Source organism: Bacillus songklensis, from assembly GCF_042649685.1.
GTDB lineage: Bacteria > Bacillota > Bacilli > Bacillales > Bacillaceae_H > Bacillus_BA > Bacillus_BA songklensis.
Genome location: NZ_JBHRZT010000020.1, coordinates 582,629 through 605,505 on the forward strand (window position 1 = coordinate 582,629; position 22,877 = coordinate 605,505).

At 41.8% G+C, this 22,877-nt stretch carries 19 protein-coding genes, 1 pseudogene and 1 other annotated feature; of the genes and pseudogenes, 2 read left to right on the forward strand and 18 right to left on the reverse strand.

The annotated features are described in order from the left end of the window. Nucleotides 1-407: 407 nt before the first annotated feature. The 8 genes and pseudogenes from radC to ACFOU2_RS06020 all read right to left on the reverse strand — a co-directional run. Nucleotides 408-887 (reverse strand): annotated as a pseudogene (gene radC / locus ACFOU2_RS05985) (RadC family protein); the annotation flags it as partial. Nucleotides 888-915: 28 nt separating this feature from the next. After that, nucleotides 916-1,500 (reverse strand): Maf family protein, encoded by a 585-nt coding sequence (locus ACFOU2_RS05990; protein WP_377913154.1) that lies wholly within the window; start codon nucleotides 1,498-1,500, stop codon nucleotides 916-918. Nucleotides 1,501-1,702: 202 nt separating this feature from the next. Next, a complete protein-coding gene (locus ACFOU2_RS05995; protein ID WP_377913156.1) occupies nucleotides 1,703-2,725 on the reverse strand; it encodes a hypothetical protein in 1,023 nt (340 codons plus the stop codon). A 132-nt stretch (nucleotides 2,726-2,857) separates the two neighbouring features. Beyond that, a complete protein-coding gene (locus ACFOU2_RS06000) occupies nucleotides 2,858-2,989 on the reverse strand; it encodes a hypothetical protein (protein ID WP_377913158.1) in 132 nt (43 codons plus the stop codon). A 186-nt stretch (nucleotides 2,990-3,175) separates the two neighbouring features. After that, on the reverse strand, nucleotides 3,176-3,934 hold the full coding sequence (locus tag ACFOU2_RS06005) for a prepilin peptidase (protein WP_377913160.1): 759 nt from the start codon (nucleotides 3,932-3,934) through the stop codon (nucleotides 3,176-3,178). Nucleotides 3,935-4,028: 94 nt separating this feature from the next. Continuing rightward, complete coding sequence (locus ACFOU2_RS06010; protein WP_377913162.1) at nucleotides 4,029-4,238, reverse strand: hypothetical protein; 210 nt, start codon at nucleotides 4,236-4,238, stop codon at nucleotides 4,029-4,031. 429 nt (nucleotides 4,239-4,667) lie between these two features. After that, nucleotides 4,668-5,963, reverse strand: a complete 1,296-nt coding sequence (locus tag ACFOU2_RS06015; protein ID WP_377913608.1) for a bifunctional folylpolyglutamate synthase/dihydrofolate synthase — start codon at nucleotides 5,961-5,963, stop codon at nucleotides 4,668-4,670. A gap of 237 nt (nucleotides 5,964-6,200) precedes the next feature. Next, nucleotides 6,201-8,846, reverse strand: a complete 2,646-nt coding sequence (locus tag ACFOU2_RS06020; protein WP_377913164.1) for a valine--tRNA ligase — start codon at nucleotides 8,844-8,846, stop codon at nucleotides 6,201-6,203. Nucleotides 8,847-8,889: 43 nt separating this feature from the next. Beyond that, nucleotides 8,890-9,163, reverse strand: a binding site (T-box leader). A 174-nt stretch (nucleotides 9,164-9,337) separates the two neighbouring features. On the opposite strand from ACFOU2_RS06020, the gene ACFOU2_RS06025 reads away from it, so the two are divergent. Continuing rightward, nucleotides 9,338-9,529 (forward strand): hypothetical protein, encoded by a 192-nt coding sequence (locus ACFOU2_RS06025; protein WP_377913166.1) that lies wholly within the window; start codon nucleotides 9,338-9,340, stop codon nucleotides 9,527-9,529. 209 nt (nucleotides 9,530-9,738) lie between these two features. Here ACFOU2_RS06025 and ysxE read toward each other — a convergent pair whose 3' ends face one another. The 8 genes from ysxE to hemA form a co-directional block, all read right to left on the reverse strand. After that, entirely contained in the window at nucleotides 9,739-10,791 is a 1,053-nt protein-coding gene (gene ysxE / locus ACFOU2_RS06030; protein WP_377913168.1) for a spore coat protein YsxE, read from the reverse strand. Nucleotides 10,792-10,876: 85 nt separating this feature from the next. Further along, nucleotides 10,877-12,247: a stage VI sporulation protein D gene (spoVID, locus tag ACFOU2_RS06035; protein WP_377913170.1), complete on the reverse strand. Its 1,371-nt coding sequence runs from the start codon at nucleotides 12,245-12,247 to the stop codon at nucleotides 10,877-10,879. A gap of 308 nt (nucleotides 12,248-12,555) precedes the next feature. Then, complete coding sequence (hemL, locus tag ACFOU2_RS06040) at nucleotides 12,556-13,845, reverse strand: glutamate-1-semialdehyde 2,1-aminomutase (RefSeq protein ID WP_377913172.1); 1,290 nt, start codon at nucleotides 13,843-13,845, stop codon at nucleotides 12,556-12,558. 21 nt (nucleotides 13,846-13,866) lie between these two features. Continuing rightward, on the reverse strand, nucleotides 13,867-14,850 hold the full coding sequence (gene hemB / locus ACFOU2_RS06045) for a porphobilinogen synthase (protein ID WP_377913174.1): 984 nt from the start codon (nucleotides 14,848-14,850) through the stop codon (nucleotides 13,867-13,869). Beyond that, entirely contained in the window at nucleotides 14,847-15,656 is an 810-nt protein-coding gene (locus tag ACFOU2_RS06050) for a uroporphyrinogen-III synthase (protein WP_377913610.1), read from the reverse strand. Before ACFOU2_RS06050 ends, hemB begins: the two co-directional genes overlap by 4 nt. Further along, nucleotides 15,656-16,588: a hydroxymethylbilane synthase gene (gene hemC, locus ACFOU2_RS06055; RefSeq protein WP_377913177.1), complete on the reverse strand. Its 933-nt coding sequence runs from the start codon at nucleotides 16,586-16,588 to the stop codon at nucleotides 15,656-15,658. Before hemC ends, ACFOU2_RS06050 begins: the two co-directional genes overlap by 1 nt. 13 nt (nucleotides 16,589-16,601) lie before the next feature. Then, a complete protein-coding gene (locus ACFOU2_RS06060; RefSeq protein ID WP_377913179.1) occupies nucleotides 16,602-17,435 on the reverse strand; it encodes a cytochrome C assembly family protein in 834 nt (277 codons plus the stop codon). A 15-nt stretch (nucleotides 17,436-17,450) separates the two neighbouring features. Beyond that, nucleotides 17,451-18,788 carry a glutamyl-tRNA reductase gene (hemA, locus tag ACFOU2_RS06065; RefSeq protein ID WP_377913181.1) on the reverse strand — a complete coding sequence of 446 codons (1,338 nt, stop codon included), beginning with the start codon at nucleotides 18,786-18,788 and terminating at the stop codon, nucleotides 17,451-17,453. A gap of 283 nt (nucleotides 18,789-19,071) precedes the next feature. On the opposite strand from hemA, the gene ACFOU2_RS06070 reads away from it, so the two are divergent. Then, nucleotides 19,072-19,557, forward strand: a complete 486-nt coding sequence (locus ACFOU2_RS06070; protein WP_377913183.1) for a LiaF transmembrane domain-containing protein — start codon at nucleotides 19,072-19,074, stop codon at nucleotides 19,555-19,557. A 274-nt stretch (nucleotides 19,558-19,831) separates the two neighbouring features. Here ACFOU2_RS06070 and yihA read toward each other — a convergent pair whose 3' ends face one another. Together yihA and lon are read right to left on the reverse strand one after the other, a co-directional pair. Further along, on the reverse strand, nucleotides 19,832-20,422 hold the full coding sequence (yihA, locus tag ACFOU2_RS06075; protein ID WP_377913185.1) for a ribosome biogenesis GTP-binding protein YihA/YsxC: 591 nt from the start codon (nucleotides 20,420-20,422) through the stop codon (nucleotides 19,832-19,834). Continuing rightward, entirely contained in the window at nucleotides 20,419-22,743 is a 2,325-nt protein-coding gene (gene lon, locus ACFOU2_RS06080) for an endopeptidase La (RefSeq protein WP_377913187.1), read from the reverse strand. Before lon ends, yihA begins: the two co-directional genes overlap by 4 nt. Nucleotides 22,744-22,877: the final 134 nt, after the last annotated feature.

A 22,877-nucleotide genomic window follows, 5' to 3' on the forward strand; every position in this document is an offset into this window, starting at 1 on the left:
AACTTAGGCAATCCCCATTTAGACATTTAGAAACATAGCTTTTCATAGTTTCGGATGTGACTTTCGCTCGTTTCTTCCATATAGAAGTTGGTCGAAATAGTATCACTTCATGTTCCTCGAGATTTTTAAGAAACACGCGTATTTCGCACAGCGTTTATCGTTACCTCCCGCTGAAGGTCCCCGTAGTCCCCCTTGAGCTATCATTCAAGCAATCCAGCTTTCATCCTTGTCTATGAATTTCATCTCGCCATTCAGTCGTGCCTTGGTAACTAGACAACTTATGGCTTTCCCAACATGCTACACTCCCCATTCGGTTTCCCTCTTGGATAAGTTGGCTGATGATAGGGTAAGTACTGTGATATTTCCCTACTGCTTTGCTAGAGCAGATTTTCTAAATGCCCTTATGGGCGCACAATCTCGCGTGGATGAACGATCGAGGAATTTAAACTCCCGATGAAAATGGTTTGTTTATGGAGAATTTGATTTTTCGTATTGAGGTAAAGACAGACGAAATGTTCTTGGGATAATAAGCGCATTTCTTCCATGATGAAGTTGGCCCCGTCTTCGGGGTTGCGGATCGTGTAGCGATCGTGGAGGTGCAGCTTGCTGATGCGCCTTCCCAACTCGATGGCGGCGGCAATTTGAACGGCTTTGGCCGTACCGACCCCTTTAATGGAGGTCATCTCGTCAACAGTCGCATCCTGCAAAAGTTTTAAGCCATCAAAGTGCTGCAAAATACGATTTGATAATTGCAATACGGATTCTTCTTTCGTTCCGGTACGGAGCAAAATTGCTATTAATTCATGGTTGGATAAACTTTCGGCCCCATAGGAAAGTAATCGTTCTCTGGGGCGTTCATCCTCAGGAAAATCGTGAATTTTTAACATGGACTGGTTCAAGAAAAGTTCCTCCTTTTTATGAACCGTTCATTTCATACACGTAGCCCGCTTTCTTCAATTCACGCAATGTCTTGGATAACGGTAAGCCTACGACTGAATAGTAATCGCCGTTCATTTTTTGAACAAGCGACGCCCCTAAACCTTGGATGCCGTACGCTCCTGCTTTGTCCATCGGCTCTCCGCTTTTGACATAGTCGATGATTTCTTCGTTTGTCAGCTCCCAAAACGTGACATCTGCCTTTTCATAAAACGTGATCTCCTGTCCCTGATACACAAGAGCGACTCCCGTTACGACTTCGTGTGTACGGCCTGACAGCATTTGAAGCATTTGCATCGCTTCTTCTTCACTGTGCGGCTTTCCGAGGATATTTTGCTCATGGACGACAATCGTATCGGCACCAAGAACATAAGCATTAGGGTAATCGGAAGCGACATCCTTTGCTTTTCGCATCGCTAATGACATGACGATTTCATACGGAGATTGATTAGCGTCAAATGTTTCTTCTACGCTGCTGACATGAACGGTAAACGATAAGTGAAGCTGTTGAAGCAATTCTTTTCGACGGGGAGACCCTGACGCTAACACTAGCTGCTGTTTCATATTCATCACCTTTGCATTTGGAATAATGGAAATCGGTACATCCCTATTCTAGCAATTTCCAATATATTTTACAATTTGAACCATAAACAAAAAAAGCCGATGAGACTTGTCTCACCAGCTTACGAGCCGTTTTCATCTTTTATCTTCTTGTCATCTCTCTATTCTTTATATAGAGATTTCCTTCAACGAAGAAGAGATTTGCTTATTTCATTTGGGAATAGATGCTTAAGGCTTGAAGCAAAAATTGCTGGGACTCCCATTTCGCCTCATCCTTTTGATCTTTTTCATAACTCTCTAGAGCGGTTTCCGCCATTAATAAATAAGATAAAAACTTTCCGATATCTTGATTGAGATTTTGTTCTGACTTTAACTTCACCAGTTCTTCTTTAATTCCTTTTCGTTCTTTTGAAGAAGGAGAGGAATCAGCGGCGATTTTAGAAGAAAGCGAAAGCATTGTTTCAAAAATGCTTTGCCCTTTTGTCATCACTTTCAGATCATTTTTTGACCACTCATTCGTTTGGATGGCCGGCATTTCGTACGATTTAATGTACGTGTCTTCTCCCTGCTTTTTATAATACTCCCCAACCTGCTTCATCACCTTTTCCTCCAGCCCTACTCCGATGAATAATGCATAGACATCCCCGCTTTTAACGGCTGCGGCTGCATATCCCTTTGCTCTCATATTCCGAACGGCTGCTTCTCCTGCTTTTTTTGTCGAAAACACCCCTGCTTGTACAGCATAAGCAGAAAAAGAAGGCAACGAAGAGGGCTGCTTCTCTTCAACGGTCTGTCCTCCCCCTGTCTTTTCCGTAAGCGCAGCTGGAGGAGGGGAGGCCGTAACCGAATCTGTCTTTTTCGATGTAAACGCTGAGTTTTCTCCTGTCATCATGTTCAGGCTAAACATCCCTAAACCTGTCCCGATTAAAACGGCGACCGCCATGATGATCGCAACGTGCTTCACAGCATTTCGAGAAGATCCATTTCTTCTGATTCCGATTGATTTTGTTTTGAGAGACGGTTTTTTCTTGCTTTTCACTTGGCGTAAATCCTCAATTGACACAACCTTTGTCGGCTGTTCCTCTGGAAGAATCCAAGAAAATTCTTCTTGTGGAGAAGAAGGTACTTCCACTTTCTCTTGTTTCTTGGTTGTGCTTTTTGCCTGCTCCTCATACTCTGCTTCTTTTCCATTAATCTTGATGGAAATTTTATTTGGCTGCTTGTCCATTTCCGCCCACCACCTTGTTTTCACAGCGCATCCATTGTTTGCTCCCATCCTATCATAACGGCCAAAAAAAATAACAAGACATTTGTCGTCTTGTTATGAAAGGTTTTCGACGTTTTTATGAAAATCGCGACATCAATCACTCGTAAGTGGCTGCTGCTTATTGCCAGGAAGCCGCATATCGAATGCAGGAAAGTCTTTTTTCAGCTTGTTGATACCGGCATCATAGTAGATGCACACGTCCAGCTCATATGCCGGTTTACCCATTCGCCCCCCATCTAGCAGCACTTTTCAGCCGGGCCGATAAATGTCAATTTTCATCTAACGCTTCCCTTCCTGTAATGTCGCAAGAAAGATGCCCGGGTCGAAACATGTGGGCGTTTCGACAGAAAGGTGGTTAATCCCTCTGTTCTGTTCTAAGTAAGAGCCATGAAGAGGGGAAGGGCAGAACCACTACAGTATAACATTATAAAAATACCAATCTAGTATTTTTTGGCCATATATAAAATAAACAATGGTTCCGATAGCAATAGACGGGCCAAAAGGCATAGGTTTTCCACGTTTCACTCTTCCTATAAATAAACCTATCAGCCCAACAATCACACCCATAACGGTTGAAAAAAAGAAAGATAACAATATCGCTTTCATTCCCAAAGCGAGGCCTATCACCCCAAACAGCTTAATATCACCGCCGCCCATTCCGCCGCGACTTAGAATGGCTATTAACAATAACAATCCAACACCGATCATTCCGCCAGCAATGCTGTCCCACCACGGGGTGAGCGGATAAATTGCTCTCTCTAGCACAAACAATCCCCCGAAAAAAAGCAGGATTTTGTCCGGAATGATCATATAGGCCATATCAGATACTGTGATAACCATCATTAACGAAACGAGTGTTACGTAAATAATAGCCTCCTCCAATGAACTGCTTACTAACGGGGCTGCCCCAAATAATACGCCCGTCGCCAATTCAACAGATGGATATACAGGCGAGATTGCCTTACCGCAATTACGACAGCTCCCACCCTGAAATATGTATGAGAAAAAAGGAATTAGTTCTCGCACTGTCAACTGTTTCTGACAGTGCGGGCATGCTGATCTTGGTTTGATAATCGATTGACCTTTTGGGAGACGCAGGCCCACTACATTGAAAAACGAACCTAAAATGAGCCCGAAAACAAATAAGTAACCAATTAATATATATAACATAGATACATCCTCAATCTCCTTTTTATTTATATCTTTTCTTGTTTTTATTCAGTTAGCTTCACTGGATTTGTTAACTTGATCATACTTCCGTGGATCAAACTAATGGATCAGTCGCGGTAATGTCGTAAATTTCGGTTGCATGCACGAACCGAGTCTTTTTATCCACCATACCTCCTCCGCCTTTTTTACTAAAAACATCACCAATCATCGGGATTACAATTGCGGCAATTGTTCCCAAAACGACAATAATAATCAATAATTTAGCTAAAGTTAATTCGCTTTTATCACTGGAAAGACGCTTCAATATATCTATGTCTCCTTGTTCCATTTTGGGGCTTGTCACATCAAAATTAAAGAGACGGCCCGGCTTAAAAACATTCTTTAAACAATTGTTTCTGCCTGTTTATAGCTGACTGGGCATACAGATGCACACCCTTTAATACCATGTAATACCGACTATATTTCCCTGAAAAATCCAATTCCAGGTCAAAATCTATATCTTTTATCCCATGCCGCCAACTTCACAATATCTATATTTTACCATCCGTGATTTTTCGTTGCAAACGGGGAAATGTATTTTTAACTACTACTTTAGTTTCAACAATTGAGGCTGTTCGCCTTCTTTCTATACTAATTGTTAAAAGTAAACCTTTTGATGGTCTGTAATTTAACAATGATAGAAACGAAAAATAAAATAAAGACACCGTGCATTTTTTATGCAGGTGCCTTTTATTTACACAAATGCTTTTCTAACTTCCGAAATAAAATACAACGATCCCGTCACCATCAATAAATCCTTCTCGGTTTTTAATTTTTCCTTTCCTTCTCTCAAAGCTGTATACCAATCTTCTTCAGCGGAAGTGTTATCCCCTTGTGCCATTTCATGCAAATCTTTTGCCTCATAGGCCCTCGGAAAATCAAAGCTCGTAAACGTAATGGAAGCTGCCACTTCCTGCAGCTTTTCAATCATATCTTTTGCATCCTTGTCTTTTAGACAACTGAAGATGACGTGAATGTTTTTATCTTCATAATGTAAACGCAATGTTGAAACGAGGCTTTCGATTCCCTGAAAATTGTGGGCACCGTCAATAATGATGGTTGGATGTTCACTTACCTTCTCGAAACGGCCGATCCATTTGGCAACAACCAAACCTTCTTGAATATGCCGTTCTTCAATCGCTGCGCCGCCATGGTTTTTTAAATAAACGGCCGCCATGACGGCAAGTGATGCATTTTTCACTTGATGATAGCCCATCATCGTAATGCGCAAATCATGAAAAGAGGCGGCGGGTGTTTCCATTGAAAACTTTTCTCCTGTCTCTAACGTCTCATAAGAAGTAATATGAAACTCTTTTTCTAACAAATAAAAAGGAGATTGTTTCTCATTCGTCCTTTCCGTTAAAATCTCTCGTGCTTCTTTTTGTTCGACGGCGGAAATCAACGGTATCCCAGGCTTGATGATGCCTGCTTTTTCTTCCGTAATCTCCTCAACGGTTTCGCCTAAAATGTGCATATGGTCAAACCCGATGTTTGTGATGATCGTTAAGATGGGCTGAACGACATTTGTCGAATCCAATCGTCCCCCTAATCCCGTTTCAAAAATGACGAAATCTTGTTTGTTCATCTTGCCGAAATAATAGAACGCCATGATTGTAATGACTTCAAACTCCGTCGCTTCTCCTAAATCAGTCTCTTCCAATCCTTCGACAACGGGCTTTATCGTATTAACAAGTTCGGCCATCTCTTCGTCGCAAATGGGCCGCCCATTGACACTAATGCGCTCGTTAAACGTTTCAATATATGGCGATGTAAATGTACCGACGTTATTGCCCGCTTGCTGCAAAATATTTCGCAAATAACAGACGGTAGAGCCTTTTCCGTTTGTTCCCGCGACATGGATCGCTTTAATTTCATCATGCGGATTTCCCAGTTGCTCCAGCATCCATGCCATTCGTTCAAGACCAGGCTTTATTCCGAAACGAAGGCGATTACGAATCCAGTTCAATGCTTGGTTATAAGTCTCCATGATTGTGTCCCTTCACCCTTCTATCTATCTTTCTACCCTTTTTTTCTTCGCTTACTAAAGATTCATTATATCAAAAACGGGTTAACTCTAAAGTCTCCGCTCCCTAGAGTTCAAAGTCTTTCTATAAAATGAATCGTCACGAAAAACCTCGATTTTACCGGATTGTTCATGACGATTCATTTTATGGGGTGTCCCAAAACCACGTTCTTCTTGTGGTTTTGGGACACCCTCTTCTTCCTGTTATCCTCTTAAATCGCTAATACGCGCCTCAACTGTTGAACGTTTTTCGAGATAGTCCGCTTCTTTTTTGCGTTCTTCTTCGATTACGTTAGCCGGCGCTTTGGCAATAAAGCCCTGGTTACTTAATTTTTTTTGCACGCGCTCTACTTCTTTGTTCCATTTGTCTAATTCTTTTTCAAGACGCTTAATTTCTTCTTCTACGTTAATTAAGCCTTCAAGCGGCAGAATAAGCTCTGCACCTGTCACAACTGCTGTCATTGCTTTGTCTGCTGCTTCCATTTCCGTTGCAATCACAAGCTCACTTGGATTACAGAAACGTTCTAAGTAAGCACGGTTCTTTTCAAGCTGTCCTTGGATGTTTGCATCTTTCGCTTTGATGTGAAGCTTGATTTGCTTGCTCATCGGCGTATTTACTTCCGCACGGATGTTACGTACAGCACGAATGATGTCTACAAGTAAACGCATTTCTTCAGCCGCTTCTGTATCTGTCAAGTCAGTACGAACTTCCGGCCACTTTGCTACCGTGATGGATTCTCCTTCATGCGGCAAGTTCTGCCAAATTTCCTCGGTAATAAACGGCATGAACGGATGTAAAAGGCGCATTGTGTTGTCTAGTACATAAGCCAAAATCGAACGAGTCGTTTTCTTTGCTGCCTCATCCTCACCGTAAAGCGGCAGTTTCGCCATTTCAATATACCAATCACAGAAGTCATCCCAGATGAAATTGTAAAGAACACGGCCTACTTCACCGAACTCATACTTCTCTGCAAGCTTCGTTACCGTTTCAATTGTTTCATTTAAACGAGTTAAAATCCATTTATCTGCAACGGATTTCCCACCGCTTAAGTCAATTTCTTCATATGTTAAACCAGCCATGTTCATTAAAGCAAAACGGGAAGCGTTCCAAATTTTATTCGCAAAGTTCCATGTTGCTTCTACTTTTTCTGTGCTGTAACGCAAGTCTTGACCAGGTGAAGAACCTGTTGATAAGAAGTAGCGCAGTGAGTCTGCCCCGTATTGATCGATGACTTCCATCGGATCAACGCCGTTTCCGAGAGACTTACTCATTTTGCGTCCTTGCGCATCACGTACAAGGCCGTGGATTAATACATCCTTGAATGGACGCTTTCCTGTAAACTCAAGTCCTTGGAAAATCATACGTGATACCCAGAAGAAGATGATATCGTAACCTGTTACTAACACATCTGTAGGATAGAAACGTTGATAATCCGGAGACTCTGTTTCAGGCCAGCCCATTGTTGAAAACGGCCATAATGCGGAACTGAACCATGTGTCTAATACGTCAGAGTCTTGCTCCCAGTTTTCAATGTCTGACGGCGGCTCATGATCAACGTATACTTCACCTGTTTCTTTATGATACCAGGCCGGAATGCGATGTCCCCACCATAATTGACGAGAAATACACCAATCACGAATGTTTTCCATCCAATGTAAATATGTTTTCTCGAAACGATCCGGTACGAAGTTTACTTTTTCATCTGCCGATTTTTGAAGCTCGACCGCCGCATCTGCCAATGGCTGCATTTTCACGAACCATTGCGTAGAAAGATATGGTTCTACAACGGCACCGCTGCGCTCGCTATGGCCGACAGAATGCATATGGTCTTCAATTTTGAATAACACGCCTTCTTCTTGAAGATCTTTCACGATTTGCTTACGGCATTCAAAACGATCCATCCCCTCATATTTGCCAGCTTTTTCGTTCATTGTACCGTCCGGATTCATGATAAGAATACGCTCCAAGTCATGACGGTTTCCGATTTCAAAGTCATTCGGGTCATGAGCTGGTGTAATTTTAACAGCACCTGAACCGAATTCCATATCCACATAGTCATCGCCTACGATAGGAATTTCGCGGCCTGTAATTGGGAGAATGACCTTTTTGCCGATTAGATGTTTATAGCGCTCGTCTTCCGGGTGAACCGCAACAGCCGTATCACCAAGCATTGTTTCAGGACGCGTTGTGGCAATCTCAATATGTCCTGAACCATCCGCTAATGGATAACGCATATGATAGAACGCACCTTGTACGTCTTTGTAAATAACTTCGATATCTGATAACGCCGTTTTCGTCGCAGGATCCCAGTTGATGATGTACTCGCCGCGGTAGATTAACCCTTTTTTATAAAGGGTCACGAATACTTCACGTACCGCTTTTGACAATCCTTCATCTAATGTAAAACGTTCACGCGAATAGTCTAAGCCAAGACCTAACTTTGCCCATTGTGCGCGAATATGGGATGCGTATTCTTCCTTCCATTTCCATGTTTCTTCAACAAATTTCTCACGGCCTAAGTCATACCGTGTTTTTCCTTCATTGCGAAGCTTCTCTTCTACTTTTGCTTGTGTCGCGATACCTGCATGGTCCATACCAGGAAGCCACAGTACATCATAGCCTTGCATGCGTTTCATACGTGTCACGATGTCTTGCAGCGTTGTATCCCACGCGTGTCCTAAGTGAAGTTTCCCTGTTACGTTTGGCGGCGGAATGACGATCGTATACGGTTGTTTTTCTGGATCGCTTGTTGCTTCAAAAAACTTTCCATCAAGCCAGTATTGATAACGATTGGACTCAACGGATTTCGGATCATATTTCGTTGACATGGTGATTTCCTTTTCTGCCATCTTCTTAACCTCCATCTAAAAATAAAAAACTCCTTCCATCACATAAAAGGACGAAAGGAGTGAGTTTCGCGGTACCACCTTTTTTCATAAGCCATATGTAGATACAATGAAGCCTATGCACTTAAACAGATAACGGCCTGTTTCCGTCTTTTTCTACTGGTGCCCTTGGTGGATACTTGATTCAGTTCCTGCAGACATGTTCGTAAAAGCTGCTCATGGGCGACCTTCAAGCGTGACCAACCTAAGAAGTCTCACAGCCAAGGACCTCTCTTTCTGAAGGCGTGCACTGCCCTACTCTTCCCAATCGATGCATTTTCTTTTAAAAAGTCTCGTAACTATACTATATGAAAAATCTATTAATCGTCAATATTATTATCCATTTTTTTAGCATTGTATTCACGTTCTTGAAAAATTGATTCAAAAATCACCATGTCGAATCACTCATCATACGATAAACTAAGCTAATTTTAAAGGAGAAAGGAAGGAAGGAAATGAGAAAGCGTTTTAACTCATATAAATTTCAAAAATGGACGCGTAATGCCACTGCCGTTTGCGCTCAATTCATTATTCCGCTCACCATTTTCCAGGCAGTTCGGACCATCTTCTTTCCGACAACATTTGACGTTTTATTGTTAACGCTGCTTGTCATTTTGGCGGCTGCCATTTATCTAGAATGGGTATAAGAAAAGCGAAGGCGACTGTTCAACCATACAGTAGGTTGGCAGACTAGAATCGCGACGCCCTGTACTTCGGAGCTTCTGACAAGGGAACCGCTTTTTGGTTCCGCAGGAAGAAGCGAAATTACCGTAGGGACTGGCTCGTGCAGCTGGACAATTTCAAAGCGCAATTTATGCTTTATTATAAATAAAAAACAAGCCATCCATAACCAAGGTTATGAATTGGCTTGTGCTTGTGCAGCCTGCTCGGCAGCTGCTTTCTTTTGTTGCTCTGCTTGCATGATTCTCGTGAGCAGCTGCTCAATATTTTTCATATGCCAGTAAGAGGACACTAACGTTTGAACGTGCTTCATCTCGGTTTGTGCCCCACGTTCGTTCCGGTATTGGTCCACCGCTCTTACAATCAATTCCGGGAAAGCCATATAACAATAAAACAATAACAATTCTTCTTCCCTCAGCGAAAAATGCTGCTGATACGTTGTAAACCATTCATAATTTTCATAGCTTTGAATGGGATATGTTTTAAAAACCCTAAAGTAAAAAGGCATCAAATCATAAATAGGAGAAGCTTCTCTCGCTTTCTCAAAATTGATAAAATAGCCTGTTCCGTTTTCATCATAGATAAAGTGTTTAGAAGATAGCTTCCCATGAATTGTGACAAGGCGTGCTTTTTCTTTCTCCTTCATTTTTTCATACCATTCATCCAGTTTTGAACGTGCAAATCCCAGCGCTTGGGAACATTCATTATAAAACATGCAAAAATACAATTCAAATGGGGACATATACAATTTTTGCTCACACTCTGTTACGTATTTTTCCAAATCTTCTTTGCGATCATCCCATTGTTTGCCTAATAGTTCATAGTGTCTTTTGACATCCTCTTGTTTTAAGCCCACTTCATGCAATGTCAATGAATGAAGCTGCGCCAACTCTTGGAACAATTTATGGTAGCGAATGTCCCGTTCTTCTTTCGGATCATTCGGGAGCCATGGCGTTAAGTAATAAGCATGTGTTCCTTCATATACAATATACTGTCCATCCTGTGTGCGATAAGGCTGCACCATTTTCATAAAGCCTTTTTGCGAAAGTCCCCCGATTGTTTGAATAAAGTGGGTACCTTGTCTTGAAGAAACGTCCAGCCTTTTCAATGCAAATACACCCTGCTGAGTATACACCTTTTTCAGTCTTCCATAGTCTTCCACATAATCGACCTTTAAACGATACGGATTTAACAGCTCTTGATAATCAATAACAGATTCGTATCCCACTCTCTTTCCCTCATTTTATGAAAAGTCTTAGAAAAGAAGGAGAGGCCGAGCAATAAAATGGATGCTCGACACTCACACAACTGGCTTATCGCTTCACTGCGATCGGTATATTTAAAATCATTCCCTCTTCCACACTATGTTCATCTTCAAGATTATTCACGCGAATCAAATTTTGGACATTTATGTCGTAACGTTCCGCAATTTTCTCGAGTGAATCTCCATTTTGGACAATGCATATTTTAAGCGGTGAGAAATCTTCCTCCGCATTTTTTGAGAATAACTGAGTTAAATACAGTGCATTTTCATTACGAACAGGTTTTTCTTCTTGTTCCTCCTCCGGTTGGGCTTTGGCGGAGCCTGCGTATTGTTTATACGCTTCTTCTCTCGATTGTGCTTCTTCCTGCTCTTGTTGTGCCCGGAGAGGAACCATATTTTTTGCTCTTAATTCAATAGCGGGAGCTTCCGCTTGTTCTTCCTCACCAGAAGTTTCTTGTTTGACTTCAGTCTCAAGCGGCTCATAAGCTTCTTCCTCTTGTGGATTAGAGGTTGGAAAATAGGAAGGCGAAGTCGCCTCAACTTCAGAAGAATGACCGCGTGCCTGGACCTCAACCTCTTCTCTCCCAGCGGAACTCTCTTTTTTCACTTCAACCTCTTCTCTCTCTGCAGAGCTCTCTTTTTTCACTCCAATCTCTTCTCTCTCTGCAAAGCTCTCTTTTTTCATTCCAATCTCTTCTCTCTCTGCAAAGCTCTCTTTTTTCATTCCAATCTCTTCTCTCTCTGCAGAGTTCTCTTTTTTCACTTCAATCTCCAATGGCTCATAAATCTCTTCTTCTTGTGGATCAGAAGATGAAAAATAGGAAAACGGAGTCATATTTCTTTCAGAAGTATCAGAGCGTACCTCTTCCTCATACTCGTCACTTTGTCGGTACAGTGGTTCAAATTCAAACTGGGCGCTTTCTTCTTGCTGCTCTTCGAACTCCTCTTGTTGGTCTTCTGTTTCTTCTACACGGGCTACACTTTGCTGCTCACCATACAAACCGGTAATGGCCAGATCAGCTGTCAAACTTAAGCAGCTTTCCTGTGGTAAATCGTAATCAAACATGTCGATGGAAACGTACAAATCCTCCATATTTTGAATACGATTTTTTGGAATCGTAATATCCAGCGGAAAACGATGATAAAATTCTGATAAACCGTCCTCACGAAACATCACGTCTTGTACTTGCTTGCCGCTTGTATATTCACGTAAAGATTGCTCTTCATTGTCGTTTTGGGCAATTTTATATTCCCCTGATAATATTAATGCTCCACGGATGGACACATATTGTTCGTCTTCTTCGATGGAGATATCTGGATCCAATGAGATGGATAATAGTTCGCTAACTTCCTGTCCCTTTTGGAACCAAATGGACTCTTCAACTGAAAAACGTAGGCAAGATAGATTGTCCTGTGTCAACTTCTCCTCCTCCTTTCAAAACATCTGCGAATTGTCGATGTCATTACAACGTATGACCGTGTTCTTCTAATTATGTATATAAATTTCCTGCGATTTCGTAAAACGTCGGTATCTATACGAATCCATATAAAGAATTGAGCATAAGCAAAAAATGCTCATGTTCAATTCTTTACTCATAAAAAAAGGTCTATCCCTCAGTCCCGGATAGACCACCCAAAAGTGTTTTTCATCTTTTTATTTTCATACGAAACGGCTCTGCTCTGTCGATTTATTCCTGGAGACGAGTGAACAGAGAAACCCCTATTCACTTATCCCCTGATAACAGCAAATGCCTTCTCTGCTGCTTGAATCGTTTTTTCAATGTCTTCATCGCTGTGGGCAGTTGAAAGGAATAACCCTTCAAATTGTGACGGCGGTAAGAATACCCCGTTATTCGCCATTTCACGGTAGTATGTCGCAAAATAGTCCAAGTTCGATGTTTTCGCTTTTTCATAGTTGATAACCTCTTCATTTGTAAAGAAGAAGCCAATCATCGAACCTGCGCGATTTACTGTATGAGGAATCTCGTATTTAGAAGCTGCTGCTGTTAATCCTTCTTCTAGACGGTCTGCTTTGCGTCCGAATTCCTGATAAGAAGCAGGCGTCAATTGAACAAGCGTTTCATAACCAGCTGTCATTGCCAATGGATTCCCTGATAATGTTCCGGCTTGATAAATTGGTCCGCTTGGAGCGATGCGCTCCATGATTTCAGCTTTGCCACCGTATGCCCCAACTGGCAGACCGCCGCCGATTACTTTTCCTAAACATGTTAAATCAGGTGTGACACCAAAGTAATCTTGAGCACATTGATAATCTACACGGAAGCCAGTCATCACTTCATCAAAAATCAATAAAGCTCCGTATTGTTCAGTAAGGCTGCGCAGACCTTGCAAAAAGCCAGAAAGCGGAGGGACAACACCCATATTGCCCGCTACAGGCTCCACAATGATCCCTGCAATCTCTTCCCCAAATTGCTCAAATGCGTACTTCACACCTTCTAAATCGTTATAAGGAACGGTAATCGTGTTTTGTGCTACTCCTTCAGGAACACCAGGGCTGTCCGGTAAACCAAGTGTTGCCACACCCGATCCCGCTTTAATAAGCAAAGAGTCGCCATGACCGTGGTAACAGCCTTCAAATTTCAAGATTTTATTACGTCCTGTATAACCGCGTGCTAAACGAAGCGCGCTCATTGTCGCTTCTGTACCTGAACTCACCATACGCACGATTTCAATGGAAGGGACACGTTCAATCACAAGTTTTGCCAGCTCATTTTCTGTTAGTGTCGGTGCGCCGAAGCTTGTCCCGAACTCCGTCACTTTTTTAAGTGCTTCCACTACACGTTCGTTTGCGTGGCCGTGAATAAGCGGTCCCCATGAAAGCACATAGTCGATATACTCGTTTCCGTCAATATCATAAATCTTTGAACCTTTTCCGCGCGCCATAAAAATCGGATTCATCTTCACGGATTTAAACGCGCGAACAGGGCTGTTTACTCCGCCAGGCATTAATTGTTTCGCTTCAAGGAAAGCCGCTTTTGATTTTTCGTAGCTTCGCATTATAATACCCCTTTTATTTCATTATTGTTTGTCAGACAACCAGCGAGCAACATCTTTTGCATGATACGTAATAATTAAATCTGTTCCGGCGCGCTTCATGCCCGTCAACATTTCTAGAACAATCGCTTTTTCGTCAATCCAGCCGTTCGCTGCTGCCGCTTTAATCATGGAGTATTCACCGCTCACATTGTAGGCAACGACTGGCAGATTGAAGTTGTTTCTCACATCACGCACGATATCCAAATAAGATAAAGCCGGTTTTACAATCAAGAAGTCTGCCCCTTCTGCTGCATCCGACTCCGCTTCACGCAATGCTTCCAAGCGGTTTGCCGGATCCATCTGATATGTTTTGCGGTCCCCAAATTCCGGTGTAGATTCAGCTGCCTCACGGAAAGGACCGTAGAAAGCAGAAGCGTATTTAACCGCATAAGACATAATTGGCACATCTTCAAAGCCTGCCTCATCTAAGCCATGGCGGATTGCTGCCACGAAACCGTCCATCATATTGGATGGAGCGATAATATCAGCGCCTGCTTTCGCCTGGCTGACAGCCGTTTTGGCGAGCAAGTCAAGAGATTCGTCATTTAATACCTTTTCTCCTGCCACAACACCACAATGTCCATGGCTTGTATATTCACATAAGCATGTATCGGCAATAACCACTACCTCAGGGTAACGGTCCTTAATTCGGCGAGTGGCTTCTTGAACAATGCCATGATCATGATAGGCTCCGGACCCAACTTCATCTTTCTCAGCCGGGACACCGAAAACCATCACTGATTTGATACCTAGTTCTACAATTTCCTTCATTTCCTCATCCAACAAATCTAATGAAACTTGCTCAACGCCAGGCATGGATTGAACAACATTGCGTTTATTCTCACCTTCAATCACAAAAATCGGGTAAATGAAATCTTCCTTATGTAAATGTGTTTCACGCACAAGAGAGCGCATGCTCGCAGAACTGCGTAAACGACGATGACGTGTAAATTGTAAATCTTTCATTGCTTTTCCTCCTTACTTTCCTGCTTGAACCAAAAATGATGATTCAATACTTCTATCATACCACTTATCGTATATTGTTGTGGAATAAGATACTCAGTAATCCCGAATGATTCAGCCGTTTCCGCTGTAATCGGGCCGATACACACAATAGGACAACCTTTTATAAGTGACAGCCACGGCAAATCGCTGACCATCTCCACAAAGAAACTCACGGTCGAGGAGCTTGTAAATGTAATAGCATCAAGATTGCCGGCTGTAAGCAGTTCTCTTAATTGCTGTTTAACTGAATCATTAGGAACCGTTTCGTATACGATAAGTTCTCCGACTTCATAGCCATGTTCCTCTAACCCCTCTTTAATAACTGTTCGGGCCAAATTCCCCCGTACAATTAAAATCCGTTCCCCTTGATGTAGACAAGGCAAAAGGGATTCCAATAAGTTTTCCGCTACATATTGTTCCGGAACGACAGCCGCTTTTAGGCCATGTTTCTTTAACTCCAGTTCTGTTTTCCTTCCAACAACTGCTATCTTTAGTTTGTTCAAGATTTTTTCGTTTATATGATATTTTTGAAGAAGCTCCATTAAAAATGAGACGCCGTTTTGACTCGTTAGAATAAGCCACTGAAATGTATGTAACTCCTTTAACACTTTCATAGAATCTTCATTGTCGATCAGCTGAAACGAGAGTAAAGGCATTTCAACAGGAATGCCTCCTTCTTCTTTAATGAGCTTGGAGAAGGTGGATGCTTGCCTGGAGCCCCGTGTGACCAAAATTTTCTTTAAAAAAAGAGGAGCGTTGCCACTCATCACTTGTCAAGCTCCTCTTTCACACGTTCAATTAATTGTTTGGCTCCACGCTCAGTTAAACGTCTTGCGGCTTCATATCCAAGTTCGGTTGGATTTGTGCCTGTTAATTGTTCTTTGTAAATGATGGAACCATCCGGTGCTGCCACTAACGCTGTTAGCTGTACTTCATTCTCATTCAGCATTTGAGCATATCCCGCAATCGGAACTTGGCATCCGCCCTCCATTTTATGAAGAAAAGCCCGCTCAGCTTGAACTGCCTTGTTCGTCGTCTCATCATTCAGCTCATTTAATAATTGAAGTAACTCCTGGTCATCCTCACGACATTCAATCGAAAGGGCACCTTGACCGACCGCAGGAACACTCAATTCTGGATCTAAATATTCTGTGACAATCTCTTTTGTCCACCCCATTCTTGCAAGTCCTGCCGCTGCTAAAATAATGGCATCATAGTCCTCGTTTTTCAGCTTTTCAAGACGGGTGTCGATGTTGCCGCGAATCCACTTAATCGTTAAGTCCGAACGCTTCGCCAACAATTGAGCACTTCTGCGCAAGCTACTTGTCCCAATGACAGCCCCGCTTGGAAGCTCCGCAAATTTCTCTCCATTTTTAGAAATTAACACATCGCGATGGTCTTCACGAGGTGGAACACATCCAATCATTAGGCCTTCAGGCAGTACAGCCGGCATATCCTTCATACTGTGAACGGCCATATCAATTTCTTTATTTAACATTGCCTGTTCGATTTCTTTTACGAATAATCCCTTCCCGCCTACTTTTGAAAGGGTAACATTCAGGATTTGGTCTCCTTTTGTCACGATTTCTTTCACTTCAAATTCGCACGGAGCCCCCAGTTTTTTCAATTGATTGATGACCCAGTGTGTTTGGGTTAACGCTAATTTACTTCTGCGAGAGCCCACGATAATTTTTCGCATCTATTTCACCTCGTTATGAATACCAAATGTGGAAATTTGAGAGACTTCCAAATAGGAAAAAGTTAATAAGCAAAACTAAAAAAAGAGCCATATTCCACGTGGCAATTACTTTTCCTTGTAGACCTTTCCCTACACGCACATATAAATAAATGCTGTAAACGAACAAAACCAGGAATGAGCCTAAAACTTTGGCGTCATACCAATGGAAATTGGGAATTTTGATATAGGCCCAAATGACACCAAGCATCAATGATAGCAAAAGCATCGGAACACCGACCACATTCAGTACATACGACATATAATCAAGCTTTGACAAATCCTCAATCCGCAGCAAGCGCTTTCCCCATTTTTTTTGTTTTAACAACTTGTATTGTACAAGATACAAAATAGAAAATACAAAAGAGATAGAAAACGCCCCATACGATAAAATAGCCATCGTAATATGAATAATCAGCAATTCTGATACAAGCTGTTCGGCTTGAACAGTAGAATGATGCTGCATCGGCAAAAAGGTATGGAGTGCCATAATAAAAAAGCCAATGACATTGGCAAAAAAAACGATAAAATCAACGCGCAGGAAGCGGTTGATGGCTAAAGAAAGCGTAACAAGCACCCATGTATAAAAATAAAGTCCCTCAAAAAGAGTCAAAATTGGGAACCTGCCTGTTTCATACATCCTCAAGGCAAGGAAAACCGTTTGTAAAACCCAAACAATAGCAAGTAACCAGAAGGCCGTTTGATTCGCCTTCCGGTTATTCTGCAGAAAATCCATAAAATATAACAATACGCTCAAAGCATATAAAATTACCGTTAATTCGTAAATTCGCGTTAAATTAAAATCAACCATCAAGAAAATCCTCTCTTATGATTGATAGATAGCTTGATGAGCTATTGGCACATTGGCTGTCTTCTCTACTTGCTTTTGCTGTGCCGCCGCTTCTTCAATGTCAAAAATTTTCATGAATAATTGCAAGGATTCCTCAGCGTTTGGCTCAGCTGCAAGCTCTTTTACACGTAAAATTGGATCGCGAAGAAGCTGATTGATGATGCTTTTCGTGTGTTTGTTCAATACTTTTCGATCACGCTCAGATAAATGAGGTAACTTACGCTCAATGCTTTCCATCGTCTCTGCTTGAATGGCAAGCGCTTTTTGACGGAGAGCAGAAATAACCGGAACCACCCCAAGCGTTCCTAACCATTGTTTAAATTCGACGATTTCCGCTTCAATCATTATTTCGATTTGTCCAGCTGCTTTTTGACGTTCTTGAAGGTTTGCCTGTACAATTCCTTCTAAATCGTCTATATCATATAAAAAGACGCTCTCCAGCTCAGCAAGAGCAGGATCAAGATCACGCGGAACAGCAATATCTACCATAAATAATGGGCGTCCTTTTCTTAAGCGTTCCACTTTTTTGATCATGTTTTTGGTAATCACGAAATCTTTGGCACCTGTTGAACTAATTAAAATGTCTGCCTCAATTAAAGCACATTGAAGCTCTGATAGCCGCTTTGCTTGACCTGAAAAACGATTTGCTAATTCCTGCGCTTTCTCGAATGTACGATTCACAACCGTGACTTTTTTCGCTCCGCTGCCATATAGGTTTTGTACAGCAAGTTCTCCCATTTTCCCTGCACCTAAAATAAGTACCTCTTTCGATGCTAAATCCCCAAAAATTTTCTTTGCTAGCTCAACGGCTGCATAACTCACTGAAACTGCATTTGCTCCAATCTCTGTTTCATGATGCGCACGTTTTGCCAACGTTACAGCTTGTTTAAAAAGTTGATTAAAAACCGTACCGATCGTTTGTTTCTCTTGCGCTAATAAAAAGCTGGAACGAACCTGTCCTAAAATTTGAGTTTCACCTAACACCATGGAGTCAAGACCGCATGCCACCCGGTAAAGATGCTCAATGGCTGCATCTCCTTCAAAGATTCGCAGAAACGGTGAAAGCGCTTCTTTATCTATTTGAAACCATTCAGATAAGAAAGCTTTAACATAATAGCGTCCTGTATGCAATTGATCTACTACCGCATAAATCTCTGTGCGGTTACAAGTAGAAATAATGATGTTTTCCAGAATACTTTTTTGATTTTGTAAGGCTGTCATAGCAGACACTAACTCATTCTCATTGAAGCTAAGCTTCTCACGAATTTCAACAGGGGCTGTTTTATAATTTAGGCCTACTGCGATAATATGCATTTCCTTGTTACCCCCTCATCCAGTGAAAATAAAAAGTCATACCCATTCCATTATAGCATGTTTCGAATTGTTTCTTATAAAAAAATGTGAACAGTGTTTGAAAACATGTGATAAGATTATGAATGTCATCTGTCCAGAAAAGCGGAGCCGACTGTTTAGCACTGACGCAGGAAGAGCCGGGAGGCGCAGCTAGACAACCTTAACGTGCACTTGATACTTTTTTACATAGTAAAAAAACGTAACATACAAGTTTCCTGTATATGTAAACATCAGGAGGTTATCTATGAAAAAACAATCGGTATTCTACGGCATTATGTTTGTGGGACTTGCCGTCTTTCTTTTATTGGATCAATTCGAATCTCCATTAACGGCAAAACTTTATTCATGGCCTTCCGTTTTACTGCTGGTAGGGATTGCTATGATTGTACAAGCTTACAAATCACAAGATTTTCAACAACTGCTGCCTGGAATGATTTTAGTGACTTTAGGCATTCATTTTCATGCAGTCACGCTTTTGAACTTTTGGCCTAAGCATCTTGGCATGGTGCTGCTCATGATTGCCATTAGTGCTTTATTGAGTTCCCGCAAAAATAAATCCGGCTTTCTTCAAGGACTCTTTTTATTTGCACTTGCCATGATCATGATGTTTTCAGACCAACTAAAAACATGGACCGCTCTTTTGGAACAAAATGCTAATGATGTTTGGAAATTTTGGCCGCTACTCTTGTTAATTATTGGCTTTTACTTATTATTCTTTAAACGCAAATAAAATATTCAAGAAAAGCGGAAGCGGCTCCCTTAGGGACGAAACGCGCTGGACGCTTCTTTACCAGTTGCGCTTTCTGCTTCATTTTAAGGAACGTCAACGTTAGTCACGTCCTGTGTGACTAACGTTGACGCCTGAACATCCTGTTTTTCGAAAATGCGGGAAGAGCTAGGAGGCGTAGCTGACAATAAAGAAAAGGGGGCCTCAAACGCGCGCGTTTGAGGCCCCCTTTCTCTCGATTAATCCCTTTTTGAATCAATATAAAAGCGAGTTTGGTCTATTGAACGTTTGTAAACCTCTGGATCGCCGCCCATGCCTTATCTTTTCCTTCCCCGGTTTCGGAGGAGAATAGGATGAGCTCGTCACCTTTTTCGAGATCCAGCGTTTCTCTCGTCACTTTTAAATGTTTTTGCCATTTGCCTTTTGGAATTTTATCCGCTTTTGTGGCAATGATGATGGCTGGAATCTCATAATGTTTGAGAAAATCATACATCATGATGTCATCGTTCGTTGGTGGATGACGCAAATCCACGATAAGAACAACCGCTTTCAGTTGATCTCTCGTTGTAAAGTATGTCTCAATCATTTTTCCCCATGCTTCCCGCTCTTTCTTAGATACCTTGGCATATCCGTAACCAGGTACATCTACAAAATGAAGAACCTCGTTGATTAAATAAAAATTCAAGGTTTGTGTTTTCCCTGGTTTAGATGATATACGGGCTAAGCTTTTACGGTTAAGCAATTTGTTAATAAACGATGATTTGCCGACATTTGAACGCCCCGCCAGAGCGATTTCAGGTAAATCGCCTTCTGGATATTGACTAGGCTTTACGGCACTAATCACAATTTCTGCACTTTGTACTTTCATTTTGACTCCCTTACTAAGGCGTGCTTCAATACCTCGTCCAAGTGAGAAACAAGGACAATGGTTAAATCGTTGCGCACACTCTCCGGTATATCCTCAATATCTTTTTCATTGTCCTTTGGAATAAGGATTTTTGTCAACCCCGCGCGATGGGCACTTAGTGATTTTTCCTTTAGACCGCCAATCGGCAGCACACGGCCTCTCAGCGTAATCTCTCCTGTCATCCCGACTTCTTTACGGACAGGAACATTTGTTAAAGCTGAAACAAGTGCCGTTGCAATCGTAATCCCTGCAGATGGTCCGTCCTTCGGAACCGCTCCCTCCGGAACATGGATATGGATGTCATTTTTCTCGTGGAAGCTTTCATCTATGTTTAGTTCCTTCGTACGAGAACGAATATAACTAAATGCTGCTTGGGCTGATTCTTTCATCACATCGCCCAGCTTTCCGGTTAATACCAATTTCCCCTTCCCAGGTGTCACACTCACTTCGATAAATAACGTATCGCCGCCGACTGTTGTATATGCCAGACCTGTCGCTACTCCGACTTGGTCTTCCAATTCAGCCTGACCATAACGGAACTTTGGCTTACCTAAAAACTCTTCAATGTTTTTCTCGGTCACAACGACCCGTTTTCGTTCTCCTGACACGATGATTTTCGCCGCTTTACGACAGATAGAAGCAATTTCACGTTCCAGGCTTCGAACTCCCGCTTCTCTTGTATATAAACGGATGAGAGCCATAAAAGCATCGTCACGAAGCTGCAAATGGGATTTTTGTAAACCATGGCCCTTTAATTGTCTCGGAAACAGATGGCCTTTGGCGATTTCAAGCTTTTCTAGCTCCGTATACCCGGCGATATGGATAATTTCCATACGATCACGCAAAGGCCCCGGAATCGTCGCTAAATTATTGGCCGTTGCAATAAACATGACTTTGGATAAGTCATATGTTTCTTCAATATAATGATCACTGAAATTATGGTTTTGTTCCGGATCTAATACTTCGAGCATAGCAGCGGATGGATCCCCTCGAAAATCGCTGGACATTTTATCGATTTCATCCAATAAAAAGACTGGATTGATCGTTCCTGCTTTCTTCATTCCCTGAATGATACGCCCAGGCATTGCGCCCACATACGTACGGCGATGACCGCGAATTTCCGATTCGTCTCGAACACCCCCTAATGACATGCGGACAAAATGACGATTCATAGAAGTTGCAATCGAACGTGCAAGAGATGTTTTCCCTACACCAGGAGGACCTGCCAGGCACAAAATAGGCCCTTTTAACGAGTTCGTTAATTGCTGGACAGCTAAGTATTCCAATACACGTTCTTTTACTTTTTCTAGTCCATAATGCTCATCATTTAAAATCTTCTCTGCTCGATGGATATCTAATATATCTTCAGTCGCATTCGTCCAAGGAAGAGAAATGAGCCATTCAATGTAATTACGAATAACAGAACTTTCTGCTGAACTTGCCGGTATTTTTTCATAACGATCCAGTTCTTTTAGAGCTGTTTGTTCAACATGCTCCGGCATGCCGGCAGCTTCGATTTTCTCTTTTAAAGTCGCAATTTCTCCAGTTTTTCCTTCTTTGTCTCCAAGTTCTTTCTGAATAGCCTTCATTTGCTCGCGCAAATAATATTCCTTCTGGGTTCGCTCCATCGATTTTTTTACACGCTGACCAATTTTCTTTTCAAGCTGCAGAACTTCTTTCTCATTTTGGATATATGAAATGACTCTGTTTAAGCGTTCTTTAATATCAAACAGCTCGAGAATGGATTGCTTTTCGCTTACCTTAATCGGCAAATGGGAGGTCACGAGATCAGCCAGACGTCCCGGTTCTTCAATATCAGCAACCGATGAAAATGTTTCAGCTGATACTTTTTTGGAAAGCTTTATGTATTGACCAAAATAATCCAGCAATGTTCTCATTAATGCTTTATCTTCTAAATCAGGTTCGTATTCTTCTGAGTATGACTCAATATTGACTACGTATACTTGCTCCTGATCAGCAAACGAGATGATTTTAGCACGATTTAGTCCCTCTACTAAGACGCGAATCGTCCCATTTGGAAGTTTTAGCATTTGCTTAATTTTCGCTAATGTCCCAATACGATATAAGTCTTCTTCCGCCGGTTCATCAACCGACATGTCTTTTTGAGTCACTAAAAACACAAGATGCTCTTCTACCATTGCTCTTTCTAATGCTTGGACGGATTTATCACGGCCAACATCAAGGTGAAGAACCATTGTGGGATAAACCAACAAGCCTCTTAACGGCAGGAGGGGAACGATTATCTCTTTTGGATTCGCCATTACACGAACACCTCCAATAAATTAGTTGAATGAAATATAAAATCTTTTTACAATTCTATCTCATTTATATGGTAATGTCTAATACATAGCTGCCTGAATACTCTTCTTATAGAAACCACTGTTACTGTAAACGA